The 18,167-nt window shown below is 64.5% G+C and carries 13 protein-coding genes; 5 read left to right on the top strand and 8 right to left on the bottom strand.

All coding sequences use genetic code 11. From position 1 onward, the window contains the following. Positions 1 to 45 precede the first annotated feature (45 nt). Positions 46 to 1,110, top strand: coding sequence for an HAD family hydrolase (locus K1X11_RS23010; protein WP_221030149.1), 1,065 nt, complete (start codon positions 46 to 48; stop codon positions 1,108 to 1,110). An 81-nt stretch (positions 1,111 to 1,191) separates the two neighbouring features. Here the strand turns inward: K1X11_RS23010 and K1X11_RS23005 are convergent, their stop codons facing one another. From K1X11_RS23005 to gatC, 7 genes are all read right to left on the bottom strand, one after another. Further along, the gene (locus tag K1X11_RS23005; RefSeq protein ID WP_221030150.1) at positions 1,192 to 2,343 is read right to left on the bottom strand and encodes a FecR domain-containing protein; all 1,152 of its coding nucleotides are present in this window, start codon (positions 2,341 to 2,343) and stop codon (positions 1,192 to 1,194) included. Between the two features lie 113 nt (positions 2,344 to 2,456). After that, positions 2,457 to 4,703 carry a CHASE2 domain-containing protein gene (locus K1X11_RS23000; RefSeq protein ID WP_221030151.1) on the bottom strand — a complete coding sequence of 749 codons (2,247 nt, stop codon included), beginning with the start codon at positions 4,701 to 4,703 and terminating at the stop codon, positions 2,457 to 2,459. Positions 4,704 to 4,772: 69 nt separating this feature from the next. Beyond that, positions 4,773 to 5,402: a phosphopantothenoylcysteine decarboxylase domain-containing protein gene (locus K1X11_RS22995; protein ID WP_221030152.1), complete on the bottom strand. Its 630-nt coding sequence runs from the start codon at positions 5,400 to 5,402 to the stop codon at positions 4,773 to 4,775. Between the two features lie 46 nt (positions 5,403 to 5,448). Continuing rightward, complete coding sequence (locus K1X11_RS22990) at positions 5,449 to 7,635, bottom strand: APC family permease (protein WP_221030153.1); 2,187 nt, start codon at positions 7,633 to 7,635, stop codon at positions 5,449 to 5,451. 75 nt (positions 7,636 to 7,710) lie between these two features. Further along, a complete protein-coding gene (gene gatB, locus K1X11_RS22985; protein WP_221030154.1) occupies positions 7,711 to 9,168 on the bottom strand; it encodes an Asp-tRNA(Asn)/Glu-tRNA(Gln) amidotransferase subunit GatB in 1,458 nt (485 codons plus the stop codon). A gap of 102 nt (positions 9,169 to 9,270) precedes the next feature. After that, positions 9,271 to 10,737: an Asp-tRNA(Asn)/Glu-tRNA(Gln) amidotransferase subunit GatA gene (gene gatA / locus K1X11_RS22980; RefSeq protein ID WP_221030155.1), complete on the bottom strand. Its 1,467-nt coding sequence runs from the start codon at positions 10,735 to 10,737 to the stop codon at positions 9,271 to 9,273. A gap of 5 nt (positions 10,738 to 10,742) precedes the next feature. Further along, positions 10,743 to 11,033, bottom strand: coding sequence for an Asp-tRNA(Asn)/Glu-tRNA(Gln) amidotransferase subunit GatC (gene gatC, locus K1X11_RS22975; RefSeq protein WP_221030156.1), 291 nt, complete (start codon positions 11,031 to 11,033; stop codon positions 10,743 to 10,745). A 130-nt stretch (positions 11,034 to 11,163) separates the two neighbouring features. Here gatC and K1X11_RS22970 point away from each other — a divergent pair, with 130 nt between their 5' ends. After that, complete coding sequence (locus K1X11_RS22970) at positions 11,164 to 12,240, top strand: hypothetical protein (protein ID WP_221030157.1); 1,077 nt, start codon at positions 11,164 to 11,166, stop codon at positions 12,238 to 12,240. 86 nt (positions 12,241 to 12,326) lie between these two features. Here the strand turns inward: K1X11_RS22970 and K1X11_RS22965 are convergent, their stop codons facing one another. Next, on the bottom strand, positions 12,327 to 13,208 hold the full coding sequence (locus tag K1X11_RS22965; protein WP_221030158.1) for a helix-turn-helix transcriptional regulator: 882 nt from the start codon (positions 13,206 to 13,208) through the stop codon (positions 12,327 to 12,329). 80 nt (positions 13,209 to 13,288) lie between these two features. On the opposite strand from K1X11_RS22965, the gene nagB reads away from it, so the two are divergent. From nagB to K1X11_RS22950, 3 genes are read left to right on the top strand one after another with little or no spacing between them, the layout of a single operon-like run. Next, the gene (nagB, locus tag K1X11_RS22960) at positions 13,289 to 15,208 is read left to right on the top strand and encodes a glucosamine-6-phosphate deaminase (RefSeq protein ID WP_221030159.1); all 1,920 of its coding nucleotides are present in this window, start codon (positions 13,289 to 13,291) and stop codon (positions 15,206 to 15,208) included. Beyond that, on the top strand, positions 15,205 to 16,050 hold the full coding sequence (locus tag K1X11_RS22955; protein ID WP_221030160.1) for a PIG-L deacetylase family protein: 846 nt from the start codon (positions 15,205 to 15,207) through the stop codon (positions 16,048 to 16,050). Before nagB ends, K1X11_RS22955 begins: the two co-directional genes overlap by 4 nt. Positions 16,051 to 16,062: 12 nt before the next feature. After that, positions 16,063 to 18,093 (top strand): beta-N-acetylhexosaminidase, encoded by a 2,031-nt coding sequence (locus tag K1X11_RS22950; protein WP_221030161.1) that lies wholly within the window; start codon positions 16,063 to 16,065, stop codon positions 18,091 to 18,093. The last annotated feature ends 74 nt before the right edge of the window (positions 18,094 to 18,167 follow it).

Raw genomic sequence — 18,167 nt, 5'->3', positions numbered from 1 at the left:
AAGACGGTCCGCCCGGAGTGGGTGGACTCACCTCGCCAATCCGCCATGGCCACCACTCTGTTTACGCAAAACATCATCGCTTGCATCTGGGACTTCGACAAGACGCTCATCCCGGACTACATGCAGAAACCGCTGTTCAAGCGCTTCGGTGTCGACGAAGCCAACTTCTGGACCGAGACCAACGCGCTGGGCGCGCACTACAAACAGCGCGGTTACCACATCTCCAGCGAGATCGCCTACCTCAACCACCTGCTCACCTACGTGCTATCCGGTGAGATGGCCGGCCTCAACAACCGCATCCTGCGCGAGTGTGGCCGCGACATCGCCTTCTACCCGGGCATGCCCGACTTCTTCGACCTCAGCCGCAAGTGGGTCACGGAAAAGCCGGAATACCGCAAACACGACATCGCCCTCGAACACTACGTCGTGAGCACGGGCCTCGCCGAGATGGTGCGCGGCAGCGCCGCCGCCGACAAAGTCGACGGCGTGTGGGCCTGCGAGTTTGTCGAGAACCCGCTTCAACCCGGCTTCCTTAAGCAGGACGAGTTGTCCATTTCCGCCGAGGCTGAGATCGCGCAGATCGGCATGGTCATCGACAACACGACCAAGACCAAGGCGATCTTCGAGATCAACAAAGGCACCAACAAAAACGCCGCCATTGATGTGAACTCCAACATCAAGCCGGAGGACCGTCGCATCCCGTTGCAGAACATGATCTACATCGCCGACGGCCCCAGCGACATTCCTAGCTTCTCGGTCGTCAAGCGTGGTGGCGGCAAGGCCTACGCGGTCTACAATCCCGACTCGACGCTCGAGTTTGAGCAAAACGATCGCCTGCGCCAGGTCGGCCGCATCGACCACTACGGCGAGGCCGACTATCGCGCCAAGAGCGCCACCTCGAAATGGCTGCGCTTGCAGATCCACGGCATGTGCGACCGCATCGTCGCCGACCGCGAAGCCGCGGTCGCCCAACGCGTCTCGCGCCCGCCGCGCCACCTCTCCGGTGACGACGACGACCGCCGCAAAACCAAGGGCGGCCCCACCCTGCAGCAGACCGATTTCCTCAGCGAGCCCGCGGCCGACGAAGACGGCAAACCGCCTGTCGTCTGAGCCGCCGTCGCGGGTCGTTCGCGGCCACGCTTTCTCCTCCGGCTCAAGCGCAGCGACTCATCGGAGCCGACCCGTGCCTGATCAGGTGCTGGGGCTGACGATCACGTTGTCGTTGGGCACCTCGATCTCGACCTCGGTCTCATCGATCTCCGGACCATCGTCGGCGCCTTCGTTGCCTTCATCGGCCGTGGGCGTGGAGCCGGCATCGTCATCAGGAACCTCCGGAGCATCGACGCTCTCATTCACCGCGTCGGTGACCGTATCGGAATCGACTGTGACTGTGCCGCCGGAGGCATTGTTCGCGGCCGCACTCAAGCTTGCCGCGGTATCCGCGACCGAACTACCCGGCGTGGCGCGCGTCGCCGCCCGCGTGACCGAAGCCACCACATTGGTGGCGACGGCCGAAGCATTGCCGGAGTTGGCCACCGCACTCACCGCGCTCTGCACCACCTCCTCGGCCACACTCGGATTCGCCGCCGTGGCCGCAGCCGCTACGCCCGCGACGAGCGAACCGTTGTCCCCCGTCTCGTTGCTCGCGGTGGCGGCAACGGTGATCAACTGATTCAGCGTCGCGCTGGTCACGCCGCTATTGGGCTCGTTGATGAGCGAGGCCACCGCCGTCGCCGCGGCCCGCATAGCCACCGCCGCTTTCGCGGCCGTAGCAGGATCGGACATCGCGCTGGAAAGGGATTGGGCCGCGGTGCCGGTGCTTACGTTACCCGGCTCGATCATGATCGGCGTGGGCAACTCCGGGAAACTCAGTTCCACCGTGCCATTGGTGACCGTCACCAACACGTCCATTCCGTCGACGGTAACGGTGTAGTTGGTGCCGCGAGCGGCCGCGACACCGCGAGGCGTTTTCACCCCGTAATCGTTGGTCGACCGTTTATCTGGGTCCAGATTCGCCACGACGTTGCCTTGCTTCAGGTCAAGCAGTGTGCGCTCCCGCTCCCCGACCTGCCGCACCTCTTCGATCAAGAGAATGGAGTTTTCTTCAATCACGGTAATCGTGCCGGCAAAGGTCCGCATAAAGACCCGCGTGCCCGCCATCACTTCGATCAGATCGTTCTCCGCCAACTCCTGATTGAGCGTCAGCGGCACCGTGGTGCCATCGGCTTTGGTGACCTGCGCCGCCTGCTCGCCGGTCATCCGGATGATTTTGGCGGTTTGGGCGGACAGCGAGGTCGCCACGACGACGGCCGCGAGGAGGAGGGTAAGGGCTCGAAGTTTCATAACACCAGCGGGGGGCAAAGGGTGAATGGGTGCAGGAACGCCCCGACATAACTGCAAACCGTATGCTTAATCAAGCGTGCTTATAGCCTCGGCTACGCCTCCCCCATCTTCCGCTACTTGCTCAGCATCTCGTAAACGCCATCCCAGTCGGCCGGCAGAGGGCGACGCTGCAGCTCCTCAACGACCTTCAGATAGGTCAGCGAGGGATTGGTCAGAATGCCTTCATCGCGTTCCGGCTGCAGGCGCTCCCGCGGCACGCATATCCGGAACCCCTGCGCCGCTGCCTCCAAATCACCGGCATAGAACCAATGCAGCGCCTGCTCAAACGCCGCGCGCAGTCCTTCCCCCTCCGCATCGTGATCCTCCTGCAGTCCCATCACTTCGTGCACCGCGACCGGAGCCTGCCGACCTTTGACGCGGATCCGCCCCAGCGCTCGAAACACGATCCGCCCTTCGGCGTGCGCCTCACACGCTCGCCGCGTCTCTTCGGTCACCATGTTATACACGCCCCAGAACTTGGCCCCGCTTTCCATCCGTGCGGCCAGGTTCACGTTGTCCCCCATCATGGTGTAGTCGAAGCGCGTCCGACTGCCCATGTTGCCGACCATACACCGGCCGGTGTTGAGGCCGATGCGGGTGCGCATCCGATGCACCAGCGGCGGCCAGGTCTCGCCTTGCGCCTGCCACGCAGCCCGCAACTCCGCCTGTTTACGCTGCACCAGCAAACTGGTGAGACACGCCCGATACGCATGATCCGGCAACGGCACCGGCGCGCCAAACATCGCGACCACCGCGTCACCGATGTATTTATCCAGCGTGCCGCCCTGCTCCTGAATGATGTCGGTGCAGGCCGTGAGGTATTCATTCAGCAATGACACCAACCGCGGCGGTTCCAGCACCTCCGAGAACGCGGAGAAACTCTGGATGTCCGAAAAATAGGCCGTCAATTCCACCGCACTGCCGCCCAGCACGGGCTGCTCCCCCGAAGCCACCATTTGGTTGATCACCACCGGCGACAGGTAGGAGCCAAACATGCTGCGAATCTGTTGCTTGGCCGCCTGCTCCACCCACACCCGGTAAACGAAGAAACCAAACTGCAGCAGCCCAAAACCCACCAGCGGCCCGACCAACGGCACCCAGACGCTTTGCGCCCTCCACAGCGCAAAGGCACTGGCAGCAAAACCGCCCGCCGTCAGCAGTGTAAACAGACTCAACCACCAGACCGACCGACGTCGCATCAACCCGATCCCTGCATACCCCATCAGCAACGCGCCCCACCAAATCCACGCCGCCGGCACGCGCCGCACAAAGTCACCCGTGAGGATGCTGTTGAGCACATTGGCCTGCAGCAGCACGAGCGGGCTCTGATCTGCAAACGGCGTCGCTCCCGTATCGGTCGAAAACTCGCCCACCATCACGATGCGATCGCGCATCGGCACCGGCGGTCGCGCGTCGGTCGCGCCTTGCTCATAATACTGATCCAGGGCGATCAGCTGGTTGAAGTATTCCACCACCGGAAAATCCCGCCCCGTCGTCTCGCCCGGCTCCACCTTCTCGTAACGGTAATTCACCAACAGCCGCCCCGCCGCATCGATGGGAATCTCGCGCCCCTCCGCCTCGCGGCCCAAACGTATCGATTCACCCAATACGACGCGCACCTCGTCGGCCGGCACGCGCCAATACTGCATCACCGTCTGCAACGCCAACGAGGGATACACCGCCTCGCCGATCCGCACCAGCAGGGGCATGTGCCGCACGATGCCGCCCGCCCCGCGCGGCGCATCCGCAAAACCAAAATACCCGTGCGCGCGCAGATCCGGGAATGGCAGCGTCGCGGAGATGTCCCCCTCCAGCTGACTGATGTCGCCCACCACGTGGGGAATCGGTGCCGTCAGCCCGGGACTCGCCAACGCCTCCGCCTGATCCAGCTCGCTCGCCACCGCCGCAAACACCACCGGCACGTCGAGCTCGGCCAGCGCTTCGGTCGCGACCGAGAAGGTCAGATCCCCCGCCGCGTCCACCGCCGTGCCGTCACGGCGCCGGCGATCGGCAAAGATGATATCCCACGCCCAGACCCGCGGCGGATCATGCCGGGCCAGGTATTGCAGCTGACCGTGGTAGGCCCGACCAAACGGCCAAGGCTCGATGTTGAGCGTGGTGTGTTCACCAATGCCCAGCACCAACAGGCGATCGTCAGGCGCCGGTTGCCCCCACTGCGCCCGCACCTGCGTGCGCCAATCCAAGGACCGCCACTCAAAGCGCTGCATGAATTCCAGCTGCGACAGTAGCCAGGCAAAGCCGAAACAAAGCAGCGGGGCCACGAGCAATCCGAGGTCGGCCTTGGTGGTGCGGCGGGTCATGGGGTGCGCTCAACCTGAGCCTCCCCTGCCCTTTCTCCAAGGTCGAAAATCGCGCCGGGCGCCCGTCGATCAGACCGGGAATACCTGCTCGAGAATCAGCCGGGCGATGTCGGCCTTGGGCGCCGGGCCGAGGCGAGTGACGAGCCCGGATCGGTTCCACAAGGACACCGCATTATCGTTGGCGTCCATGCCGATGCCCGGTGCGCTCACGTCGTTGGCCACGATCCAATCGCAGCCTTTCGCCGCCAGCTTCGCCGGTGCCTTCGTGTCCAATTCACTGGTCTCGGCCGCAAAACCGATGAGGCACTGGCCGTCGCGGCGACGCGTGCCGAGGTCCTTGAGGATGTCGACCGTGGGCTCCAGTTCGAGGCTGTGCGGTCCCTTCACCTTGGCCGACTTCTCGGTGCTGCGAAGCTTCGGCCGGTAGTCGGCCACCGCCGCCACCGCGATGAACACGTCGCACGTATCAAAATGTTCGAGACACGCCGCGTGCATGTCGGCCGCCGATACCACCTTCTGCAGTGAGACGCCCGCCGGGGCCGCCAGCGCCACCGGACCACTCACCAAGGTCACCTCGCCCCCCCTCGCCCGCGCCGCCTCCGCCAGCGCATACCCCATCTTGCCGCTGGAGCCGTTGCTCAGGTAGCGCACGGGATCGATGTGCTCGCGGGTCGGACCAGCCGTGATGAGAAATCGCATGGGATCTGAGAGTCAGCAGACAGCAGGTTTCTTCCGCAAGGGTTCCTCAATCCTCCGCCGTCTCGTGAGCGTGCAGGTCTTCCCAGCTCTTCGCCAAAATGACTTCGCCTTTGAGCGCGTTGACCATCGGCTTGAGCGGCGAGAGCGGGTTCACGCCATCCTGCGGCGCTTCCACCGCGACGCCCACAAACACCAGTGCGGAGCGCTCAGACTCACGAGCGATGACCTCAAGCGGCGGCTCGTTCGAAACCACGATATCAATCTCGGCTTCGAAGCGCGTGGCTTTGACCAACTCCTTCATCGCAGCCTCGATCTCGGCGCGGCCGGCCTCGGTTTCGACGATGCGGCGCACGCGCAGTCGGAAGGGTTTACCCGCCGCCTCGTGTTGCCACAGGTGCGCCATGGTGAGCATGAAGCTGCCGTTGGCGCGGGCACGCCACCACACGTCGATCACCGGCTCCAGTTTGTAGGTCGGCAACTCAGCCTCGGCAAAAATCAACAGGTTGCGCTCGAGCTCCAAAATGCGGCGGATCGAGCCCACAAAATCCTTCTCACGCAGCGCATCTTCGCTCCAGCCCATCAGCACGGTGTTGGGCTCCAGCGCGCCCACGCCCGCGACCTGCAGCAGCGTCGAGACGCCCTGCTCAAAACTCTCCGCCATGACGGTTTTGCCGACCGCCGACAGACGGCTTTCGCGAATGAAATCCTGCAACTGCCGCTGCAGTTTCGCCTGCCGCTTCACCATCGCCGACCAGTCACCGGTGATCACCTGCGAGAGGAAGAGCAGTCCGCGTCGGGCCTCTAGGCGATTGGCCAACTCCACCAACGCGAGCCGGTTGGTGGGATTGCCCACCAGCACCAGAATGACTGGTCGCCAGTTGCGCACGTGCTGCCGCGACGCCGCGAGTTGCAGCAGGCCAAATCGCGCCAGCGCGAACCAGATGCCGCTGCGTTCATCGCCCCACGCGGTCTGGTAGCGCCGACTCTTGAGCAAGGTGTAGAGACCAATGATACAAGCCACCGCGACAACCGTCGCCAAGGCGTTGAGCAGGAACATCGCGAACAAACAGCCCGCCGCGCCGATCAGGCACGGCAGCCAATGCACCTTGAAGGTCGGCCGATAACTGGGATTGGCCGCCAGCGCGCTCAGGCCCGCCACCAGATTCACCGTGCCGTAGGTGGTGAGGAAGAACATCGAGATGACCGGCGCAATCACATCGAGTTTGCCCGCCAGCAAACACACCGCCGCCAGCGCCGTGGTCGCCAACAAGGCCAGCCGCGGTTCGTTGGCCGGACCGTGCCCCTTGCCCAACGCGAGCGGCACCACGTGGTCCTGCGCCAGTGCCTGCAGGGTGCGCGGTGCTGCCAACAGACTCGCCAAGGCCGACGACAAAGTCGCCGCCCACAGGCCCACAAAGATGAGCGGTCCCACCCGCGCGATGCGCTCCATCACCAGGTTGTTGGTCAACAACTCATCCCGGCCCGCGTGCCAGGAGAGCCAGATCATCTGAATCGCGTAGATGACAAAGGTCACCACCACCGCGAGGATCGTGCCCTTGGGCACACTCTTCGACGGATCCTTCAGGTCGCCCGACATCGATACGCCCGACATGATGCCGGTCACCGCCGGGAAGAAGATGGCAAACACCAACCAAAAACTCGCGCCTTCGGTGTAGGCAGGCGCGAGGTTGGCCGACCACTCCGGCACCGGCGACCAGCCGATGAAAAACGACACCAGCGAGAGTCCCAGCGCGCCGAGAATGAAATACTGCGCCTTCACCGCGATGTCGGCGCCCACCCACGCCACGATGAAGATCACCGCCAGCGTCACGATGGTCACGATGCGCGTCGGCAATCCCGGGAAGAGGAACTCCAGCGACTCCGCAAAACCGATGATGTAGAACGCCACCGAAACCGCCTGCGCGAGAAAGAGCGGCAGTCCCACCGAGCCGCCGATCTCCAAGCCGAGGTTACGCGAGATCAGGTAATACGCCCCGCCGCCCTTCACCCGGATGTTGGTCGAGATCGACGACAGCGACAGGCTGGTGAGCAAGGTGATGGCGTTGGCGATCACCAGGATGATGAGTGCATCCTTCAGACCCGCCTGGCCCACCACCCAGCCGGTGCGCAGGAACATGATGACGCCCAGAATCGTCAGCACATTGGGCACAAACACCCCGCCAAAGGTGCCAAACTTAACCGGACCGGCCGGCTTGCTCGTCGCGTTTTCCATAAAAAGTTGGACCGGCACGTTAGCACGCGCCGGTCCGGTCAGAAGCGAAATTTTCGGCGCAATGACCGCCGGATCTTACTGCATTTCCGCCAGCAGGCGGCGCAACGTCTCGTCGACGAGTTTCGGGTTGGCCTTGCCGCGGGAGGCTTTCATGACCGGGCCCTTGAAGCCGTTGATCGCGCTCTCCTTGCCGCCGAGGAAGTCGGTGCGGGCCTTTTCGTTGCCCGCGATCGCATCGCGGCACCATTGCTCGAGTTCGTCGGTATTGGTTTCGGCCTTCAGTCCCTTGCGCTCCACCACCGCGCTCGGCGCGTCGCCGGTCGTAAAGGTTTCCGCAAACACTTCGCGGGCAATGTTGCTGTTGATCGTGCCGGCATCGACGAGCTTCACGATGTCGGCCAGGTGCGCCGGCGTGACTTTGGTGTCGGCGAGCGTCTGCCCGGCCGCGCTGAGTTCGCGCAACAGGTCATTGATGATCCAGTTGGCGACTTGCTTGGCCTTGTCCTTGCCGGCGACCGCCACGCCCGCCTCGAAGAAATCACTCAGCGCGCGATCCGGCACCAGCACCGAGGTGATGGTGTAAGGCACATCGTAGTCGGTCATGAAGCGGCGCTGTTTGTCGAAGGGACGCTCCGGACACTCCGCCGCGAGGCGTTGTTTCCACGCGTCGTCGACGCGCACCGGCATGAGGTCGGGATCGGGGAAATAGCGGTAGTCGTGCGCGTCTTCCTTTGTGCGCAACGATTGGGAGGTGCCGGCCACGCCATCGTAGTCGCGCGTCTCCTGCACGATCACACCGCCGGCTTTGAGCACAGCCATCTGGCGTTTGATTTCGTGGGCGATGCCGTCGCGCACATAGGAGATGGAGTTGAGATTCTTCAGCTCCACCTTCACGCCGAGTTCGGTCTGGCCGACCGGACGGATGGAGATGTTGGCGTCGCAACGCATCTGCCCCTTCTCCATGTCGCAGTCGGAAATGCCCGCGTAAACCATCATGGTGCGCAGCGCGGTGAGGTAGGCGTAAGCTTCCTCGGCGGAGGCGATGGCGGGCTCGGAAACGATCTCCATGAGCGGCGTGCCGGCGCGGTTGTAGTCGACCAGGGAATCGTTAGCGAAGTGGCTGAGTTTACCGACGTCCTCCTCGAGATGGATGCGGGTCAGCGGAATCTGCTTGTGCTCACCCATGACGTTGCGCGAAGCGCCCGGAAGCTCGATCTCCACCTCACCGCCGATGCAGATCGGCTGGTCGTATTGGGAGATCTGGTAGTTCTTCGGGGAGTCCGGGTAGAAGTAGTTTTTGCGGTCCCATTTGCAGACCTCGGCGATGTCGCAATGCAGCATGAGCCCGGCCTTGATGATGGCGTCGAGCGCCGCCTTGTTCATCACCGGCAGCGTGCCCGGCAACGCGAGCACCACGGGATCGGTCAGCGAGTTTTCGGGATGCCCGTAACCCTGCCCAACGCGGGTAAAAATCTTCGACGCAGTCTTAACCTGCACATGGACCTCAAGTCCGATAACAGCTTCGTAATTCATTTTTCCAAAGTAGTGAGTAGCGGGTAGCGAGGAGTGAGTAGACCGGGAGGCGCGCGTGGGAGTGGATGCTCGCTACTCGCTTCCCGCTACTCACTACTGCGCTCAAAGGTTCGGCCTTTGAGCGTTCCAATCGTGGGCTGAGTCGTAGGCGTGGGCGACGGCGAGCAGGTCGGCTTCGCGGTAGGGTTGGCCGATGAGTTGCAGGCCAATCGGCAGTCCGGCCGAGCTGAAGCCCGCCGGGATCGAGATGCCGGGCAGCCCCGCGAGGTTCACGCCGATTGTGTAGATGTCGGACAAATACATCGCCAGCGGGTTGGCCGCTTTCTCGCCCGCCTTGAAAGCCGGCGTCGGCGAGGTCGGCGTGAGGATGGCGTCGACGCTTTCGTAGGCCTTCAGGAAGTCCTGGCGAATGAGCGTGCGCACCTTCTGCGCACGCAGGTAGTAGGCGTCGTAGTAACCACTCGAAAGCACGTAGGTGCCGAGGATGATGCGACGCTTCACCTCGGGGCCGAAGCCTTCGGCGCGCGACTTGTAATACAGATCAACGACGTCCTTCGCCTCGGCGCTGCGGTGCGTGTAGCGGATGCCATCATAACGCGCCAAGTTCGACGACGCTTCGGCCGTCGCGATGATGTAATACACGCTCAAGCAATACTCGGTGTGCGGCAGCGACACCTCGGTGATCTCGCAGCCGCGCTCGCGGTAGAACGCGATCGCCTTCTCGATGGCCGCGCCCACCTCCGGGTCGAGGCCTTCGCCAAAATATTCCTTGGGGATGCCGAGTTTCCACGGGCCCTGCTTTTCCGTGAGCGCCGCGCGATAGTTGGGGATGTCGGTCTTGAACGAGGTCGAATCGCGGCGGTCGTGGCCGGCCAGGACCTGCAACATCATCGCGGCGTCTTCGACCGTGCGCGTGAACGGGCCGATCTGATCGAGCGACGACGCAAAGGCCGCCAAACCGTAGCGCGAAATGAGACCGTAGGTCGGCTTGAGTCCCACCACGTTGCACAACGCCGCCGGCTGGCGGATCGATCCACCGGTGTCGGAGCCGAGCGTGGCAATCGCTTCACCGGCCGCGAGCGCCGCCGCACTGCCGCCCGAACTGCCGCCCGGCACGCACTCCAGGTTGTAAGGGTTGCGGGTCGCCTTGAAGGCGGAGTTCTCCGTCGACGAACCCATGGCGAACTCGTCGAGGTTGGCGCGGCCCCAGAGCACGGCGCCGGCCGCTTTGAGTTTTTCGGTCACCGTCGCGTCGTAGGGCGACACGAAGTTTTCCAGCATCTTGCTGCTGGCCGTGAGCGGCTGGTCCTTCACTGCGATCACGTCCTTGAGCGCGACCGGAATACCGTCGAGCGGCCCGAGCGTCTCGCCGGCGGCGCGGCGCGCGTCGGAGGCTTTGGCCTGCGCCAGCGCATCCTCGGGATTGATCGAATTGAAGGCCTGCACGCGCGCCTCGACCGCCGTCGTCTGGTCGATGACGGCTTGGGTCAGTTGCACGGAGCTCACTTCGCCGGCCGCGAGTTGGGCCGAGAGTTGGGCGAGCGAGGAAAAAGCGAGGTCGGTCGACATAGGGCTCACTCCACCACTTTGGGGACCACGATCATGTTCTGGCGCTGGGCGGGGGCGTTGCGCAGCGCCTCCTCGACTGGCAGGCCGGGCTCGGCCACGTCATCGGCCCAGACGTTTTCCACCGCGAAGGCGTGGGCGGTCGGTTCGACGTTGGACACGTCCACCTGCTTGAGCTGCTCCACATGTTTGAGCACCTCGCCGAGCTGGGCGGCGTAGGCGGTCTTTTCTTCGGGGGTGAGGGCGATGCGGGCGAGCTGTGCCACGCGATCAATGTCGAGGTCCGGGGAGTCTGCCATGATCAGTCGATAGGTGCCGCCCGATAAAGGAGTCCGCCCCCGCGATGGCAACCGGCAAAAAGGCCTCTCGCAACCGGTCTCCCTTGCCGCCGGACCCGAGCCCACGTTAGCCCTCCCCTCACCCCACCCCATGTTTCTCCCCCGTCTCCTGCTCCTGCCCCTGGCCGCCGCCAGCCTCTCCGCCACGCTCACCGTCACCGAAGTGGAAGGTCCGCCCACCGGCCCCAACGTGCGGATCCAACAACTCGAGCGCGACGAGTTCGGCCCCACCAGTTTTCGGTTTTACGCCTCCCGCCAAGGTCCGCCCACCAAGACCGATGACTGGGTCTATCGCCAACACGAGGGCGAAGCCAACGGCACCGAAGCTCACTACTATTTTCGCGACCGCGACCTGGGACAGACCTTTCTGGTCGGCGACGAGGGGTTCGCTCTGAGCGCCATCACCGTGCGACTCCAGCCGGTGGACGTGAAGAAAGCCGACCCTACCGGCGCTAAGGTTTCGCTGCAACTCATGCGCGTGACCGGCACGCCGCGCTTCAACGCGAACGGCACCACCGCCACGCTCGCGCCCAACGGCACCTCGTCCTACGCCGACCACGCCGCCGACTTTCCGCAGTTTGCCGACGAATTTACGCCCTACTCCAACGCCCAGTGGTCGACCTACGCCACCGATTGGCCGCATGACCCGGGCGACGAAAATACGCCGAAACGCTGGCCCATCATGCACTACAGCGACGACTTCATCGAGGGGGAGCACTATGAACACTTAGCCCTCTTTTCCGGCGGTGTCGTGCCCGCCGATCTGACCACCAACGACTACCTTCGCTGGGAAATCGCCCCCGAGGCCCGCCCGGTGCTCGAACCGCACACCCGCTACGCCATCCTCTTCCTCTTCGACGAACCTGCCCCGCCCGGCGTCAACCGCAACATCCCGCTCTCCAACCGCAACGTCGTCCCCGGTGGCGCACTCACCGATCCCTACCCCGACGGCCACGCCATCCGCCGCGACGGCGCCTCGACCCGGCGCGAAGACGTCTTCATCCGCGATCTCAATGACCCGACCGACGTCGCCGCCTCCCGCGACGCTGCCAGTTTCCCGGCCGATGTGGCCGCCCGCCTCGCCATCCCGCCCGGCACCCTCGGCTACCCCGACGTCGATACCTACCGCGACTTCTACTTCATCATCGAAGGCGATCCGTTGCTGTGAAGTGAGCCCCGCAGCGCCCGGTCCGCGCCCTCTCTCACTTGGCCGAGCGCCCCCGGCTGAATGTTCGTATTACGAACATTGCCCTCCTAGCGCCCGGCTTTGCGGAAGGCGGAGGGCGTTTTGCCAACCTTGGCCCGAAAACTCCGACTGAACGCCGCCAGCGACTCGTAGCCGCACTCGAACGCGATCTGGGTGAGAGAGAGCTCCGAGTGCACCAGCAACTTGATCGCCCGGTTCAGCCGATACTGCAGCAGGAAGCCGCCCAGACTCATGCCCGTGAGCTGCCGGAACCGCCGCCGTAGATGACTCTCCGACATCGAGAGCCGCCCCGCCAGATCGCCGATGCCTAGGCGTTCCTTCAGGTGCCAGGCGAGCAGCCGATTCACGCGCACCAGCAAGCCGTCGTCCGGGCCCGAAGCCGGCAGACTGGGCGCCCGGCGCGCGCCTAGATGCTTGAGACGATTGAGCAACAGCGATAGCCCCAGCAAAAGGGCCGCGCGTTGACCGCCCCCCGCCGTCTCGACGCCCAGATACAGCCGCCCCAACCGCGCTGCCTCGGCCAGCTCCGCCTCGCCCAGCCGCAGCGGCACATTGCGGATCGGCGCAAACGCCTCCGCCGGCTCCGCTTCGAAGGTGAAAAACAGCCACCGGATCCGGGGCGACGCGACGTCCAGATAGAAGTGCAATTGGTAGGGCGTGATCAGAAACGCCTCCCCGGGGTGCAGCCGAAACATGACGCCGTCGATGTTCAGCGACCCCTCCGTCTCGTAGTTCACGATCAGAACGTAGCGATGATGCGGCCGCGTCGTGAACCCACTCTCGTGTAACACCGCTCGCTCCGTGCGCAGGAACGCCAGCACATTGTCCGCCCGACAAATATCCGGCGCCCGCACCCCGTGGAAATAGTCCCGCGGGGCCACTCCCACGAGGGGCGACAGGGCGGGATTTTCCTGAATCGGAGCGGACATCTGATCGGATTTATCAAATTCTGGATCATTTTTGGCAATCTTTGGCTCAATCGAATGCCGTAGCATGGTCTCACTTACCCATGACTTCTGCCGCTGCCGAGACCCACGAACGTATCCCCACGGCCGTCTTTCCGGACAATCAGGCCGCCGTCCGCCACGTTGCCGACGCCATCGAGACCCTCGTCCGGGAGCGCGCCGCCGCCGGCCAACCGGCCGTGCTCGGTCTCGCCACGGGTTCGACGCCGGTCCCGCTCTACCGCGAGTTGATCCGCCGCCACCGCGAGGAGGGCCTGAGTTTCGCCCACGTCATCACCTTCAACCTCGACGAGTATTACCCGCTCGAGCCCCAGCACCCCGAGAGCTACCACCGCTTCATGCGGGAGCAGTTGTTCGACCACCTCGACATCCCCGCCGCCCAGATCCACGTCCCGCCCGGTGACCTGCCCCGCGACGAGATCCACGCCGCCTGCACCGCCTATGAACAGGCCATCCGCGACGCCGGCGGGGTCGACATCCAGATCCTCGGCATCGGCCGCACCGGCCACATCGGTTTTAACGAACCCGGTTCCGGCCCGGCCTCCGTCACCCGCCTCGTCACCCTCGATCGCCTCACCCGCGCCGACGCCGCCCGCGACTTCCGCGGTGAGGCCAACGTGCCCCGCTACGCCATCACCATGGGCGTCGGCACCATCCTGCGCGCCCGCCGCATCTTCATGCTCGCCTGGGGCCGCGCCAAAGCCGACGTCCTGCGCCAAGCCATCGAGGAGCCTCCCCGCGACACCGTGCCAGCCAGCTACCTCCAGCAGCACGACGCCACCGAGGTTTTCCTCGATGCCCCCGCTGCCTCCGAACTCACCCGCCTCCGCTCGCCGTGGTGGGTCGGATTCCCGGAGTGGACCACCCCACTCACCCGCCGCGCCGTCACCGATCTCTCCCTCAAACTCAGCAAACCGCTGCTGAAGCTCGTCGACAAAGACTACCAGGAAAACGGCCTCGCCGACCTCGTGACGAGCCACGGCCCGGCCTACGATCTCAACATCCGCCTCTTCAACGAGGTGCAGCACACCATCACCGGTTGGCCCGGCGGCAAACCGCACGTCGACGACACCCACCGCCCCGAGCGCGCCGAACCCGCCCGCAAACGCGTGCTCGTGCTCAGTCCGGAACCGGCCGACGACATCCTCGCCATGGCGGGCACGCTCCACCGCCTCGTGCAGCACGGCCACGAAGTCACCGTCGCCTACCTCACCTCCGGCAACCTCGGCGTGCCCGACGCCGAAGCCCGCTGGGCCGCCCAACTCATGCTTGAAGCCAACGCCGCCGCGCCCGATTCCCTCGCTCGCCGCGTGCTCGACGAACTCGCTCGCAAAGCCGCCTTTGATCAGGACTCGGCCGACCTGCGCCGCTTCAAAGGTTTCCTGCGCCGCAGCGAAGCCCGCGCCGCCCTCGAACTCTGCGGCGTCCCCGCGCCCAACGTGCGTTTCCTCGATCTGCCCTTCTACGAGTCCGGCACCTACCGCCGCTTTCAACTCGGCGACGCCGACGCCACCGCCGTCGGCCGTTTGCTCCACGAGATCCAACCGCACCAGATCTTCACCACCGGCGCCGCCGCCGATCCCAGTTCCGTCCCGGCCAAGAGCTTCGCCGCGTTCACCACCGCGTTGGGTGCCGCCGCCGATCACGCTTGGACGAAGGACTGCTGGGTCTGGCTCTTCCGCAGCGACGGACGCGAGTGGCCGATCGACGAAATCGAAATGGCCGTGCCCTGCTCGCCCGACGAACTCGATCGCAAAGCCCAGGCCATCTACCAGCACCGCTCCCAACGTCACCAGACGCCGGTGACCGACAGCGACAGCGCCGAGCCGTGGGAACAGGCCGTCGACCGCAATCGCGCCACCGCCCAACTCTACGACCGCCTCGGTCTCGCCGAATATGAAGCCATCGAGTGCTTCGTGCGTTGGCAGCCGACCGCCGACACCTCAACGTCCACCTCCTCATGAGCCCAGCCCTGCTCGACCACCTCTACGTGCCCGACAACACGTCGCCCGCCGACGCCCTCGCCCGCACCACCCACCTCGCCATCGGCGCCCATCAGGACGACCTCGAGATCTTTGCCTACCACGGCATCGAAACATGCTACGACCGCGCCGACATGTGGTTCGGCGGCGTGACCGTAACCGATGGTGGCGGCAGCGCCCGCACCGGCGAGTATTCAGATTATAGTGACGAGCAAATGAAGGCGGTGCGAGTCGAGGAGCAAAACGAAGCCGCCCGCCTAGGCCGCTACGCCTTCCAAGCCCAACTCGGCGTGCCCAGCCGCGTCATCAAAGACCCTGCCGCCCACGGCCCCGTCGTCGCCCAACTCACCGAGCTGCTCCGCGCCACCCGGCCGGACGCCCTCTACTTGCACAACCCGGCCGACAAACACGCCACCCACATCGGCGTGCTGCTGGCCTGCGTGAGCGCGCTGCGTGAGCTGGCGCCCGACGATCGTCCTCGCACCATCGTGGGCTGTGAAGTCTGGCGCGATCTCGATTGGTTGCCCGACGGAGCAAAAATTCCGTTGCCGGTCGGCCGCCTACCCGAGCTCGAACGCGACCTCATCGCCGTCTTCCGCTCGCAGGTCGCGGGCGGCAAAGACTACGTCGCCGCCACCCTCGGCCGCCGCCGCGCCAACGCCACCTATTTCAATTCGCACGCCATCGACGCCGCCGCCGCAGTGACCTTCGCCATGGACCTGTCGGCCCTCGCGACCGACGACAGCCTCACCCTCACCGACCTCGTCACCCCCCACCTCGACGCCTTCCGCGCCGACGTGCTCCGCAAACTCGCCGCTTTCTAACCCCCCGCCCGTATGCCCCGCGTTCTTGTTGCCCTTCCCCTGCTCCTCCTGAGTGCCTCCACCCTTTTCGCCACGCCTCGGATCCTCCGCCCCGAACCCACACCCATCCCGCTGCCACGCACGACGGTCACCCAGGACGGCGAATTCCTGATCGACGCCGGTTTCCGCGTCGCGGTGCAAGCGCCGTCCGACAGCCGTATCTGGGCCGGCACCAATCGCTTTCTGCAACGCCTACGCAATCGCACCGGCTTGTTTTTGCCGCAAGGTCGCGTCGCCTCTACCGATACGCTCACAGCACCGGGCCTACAGATTCAGGTGGAACAGACCTCCGCCCTAACCGTCGGGGTCGACGAAAGTTATGCCCTCACTGTCACCCCGACCGGCATCACGCTGAGCGCCCCGACCGACCTCGGCGCACTGCACGGTCTCGAAACTCTGCTTCAGCTCCTCAAGCCCGCCTCGCACTGGAATCCCGAGGTCCTCGCTTTTGCCATTCGCGCCGCCACCATCAACGATGCGCCGCGCTTCCCCTGGCGCGGTCTCATGATCGATTCCGCCCGTCACTTCCTACCAATCGAAGTCATCAAACGAAACCTCGATGGCATGGCCGCGGTGAAGCTCAACGTGCTGCACTGGCACCTCACCGAGGACCAGGGTTTCCGCGTCGAAAGCAAAGTCTTCCCGCGACTGCACGAGATGGGGTCCGACGGCGATTTCTACACGCAGGAACAGATCCGCGACATCATCGCCTACGCCGATGCCCGCGGCATTCGCGTTTATCCGGAATTCGACATTCCCGGCCACGCCACCGCCTGGCTCGTCGGCCACCCCGAACTCGCCAGCGTGCCGCGCGACTACGCAATCGAACGCAAGTGGGGCATCTTCGATCCGGCGATGGATCCGACCAAGGAAACGACCTACGAATTTCTGGAGAAGTTTCTCACCGAGATGGCGGGCCTGTTCCCCGATCCCTACCTGCATATCGGCGGCGACGAAGTGAACGGCAAGGACTGGAACGCCGCGCCGCACATCAAAGCCTACATGGAGGAAAACGGCATCACCGATCTGCACGCGCTGCAGACCCGCTTTAACCAGCGCCTCCTGCCCATCTTCGCCAAACTCAACAAACGCATGATCGGCTGGGACGAGACCTTCCAGCCCGGCATGCCCACCAACATCGTCATCCATTCCTGGCGCGGCCGTGAAGCGATGGAGGACGCCGCCCGCCAAGGCTACCAAAGCATCCTGTCCAACGGCTACTACATCGACCTGATGCAGCCGGCATCCTTCCACTACCTCAACGATCCGCTCCCGGCTGACACCACGCTCACCGCCGAAGAAGCCGCCCGCGTGCTCGGTGGCGAAGCCACCATGTGGAGCGAACACGTCACGCCTGAGACTGTCGACTCCCGCATCTGGCCCCGCCTCGCCGCCATCGCCGAACGCCTGTGGTCACCGGTCGATGTGCGCGATGTGGAGTCCATGTATGAGCGCCTCGACACCATCGCCGTCCAACTCGAAGAGCACGGTCTCACCCACATCAAGAACCGGCGCATGCTCGCTCGCCGCCTCACCCGGGGCCTCGATCCTGAACCGCTCATGCTCCTGGCCGACCTCGTCGAGCCGCTCAAAATCTACCAACGCAACGCCGACGACTCCTACACCCAATTCTCGCCCTACACCCTGCTCCCCGACCTCGCCATCGCCGACGCCCCCGGCGCCCGGGCCTTCAAACGACTGGTTCAACTCTACCACAATAACCCCGCCAACGATTCGCTGCAGAAGGCACTGATCGACGTCCTTACACAATGGCGGGACAATCACGCAAAATTCGGTGCACTCGCTTTCGAAGCCCCGGCACTGATGGAGGCGTATGGTCTTTCCTATGCGTTGAAGGATCTGGCCATTCTGGGACTCGCCGCACTGAACCACGAACCATCTCCGTTGCCGCAAGACAAAGTCCTCGCCCTCGCCCGCGAACCTGTCGCCAAAGTCGAGCTGCAAGTCGTCGACGCCGTCGAATCCCTTCTCCCTCGCCAGTAGCTACGAGCGTGGCCGAGTGGCTAAGTCGACCAACCCACCACTCGCTCACGCTCGTCGCCACCTGCCTTCGTTCC

Source organism: Actomonas aquatica (assembly GCF_019679435.2).
In the GTDB taxonomy this organism is placed as follows: domain Bacteria; phylum Verrucomicrobiota; class Verrucomicrobiia; order Opitutales; family Opitutaceae; genus Actomonas; species Actomonas aquatica.
Note: the sequence above shows the minus strand (reverse complement) of the source record. Positions and strands in the feature narration are given on the sequence as shown.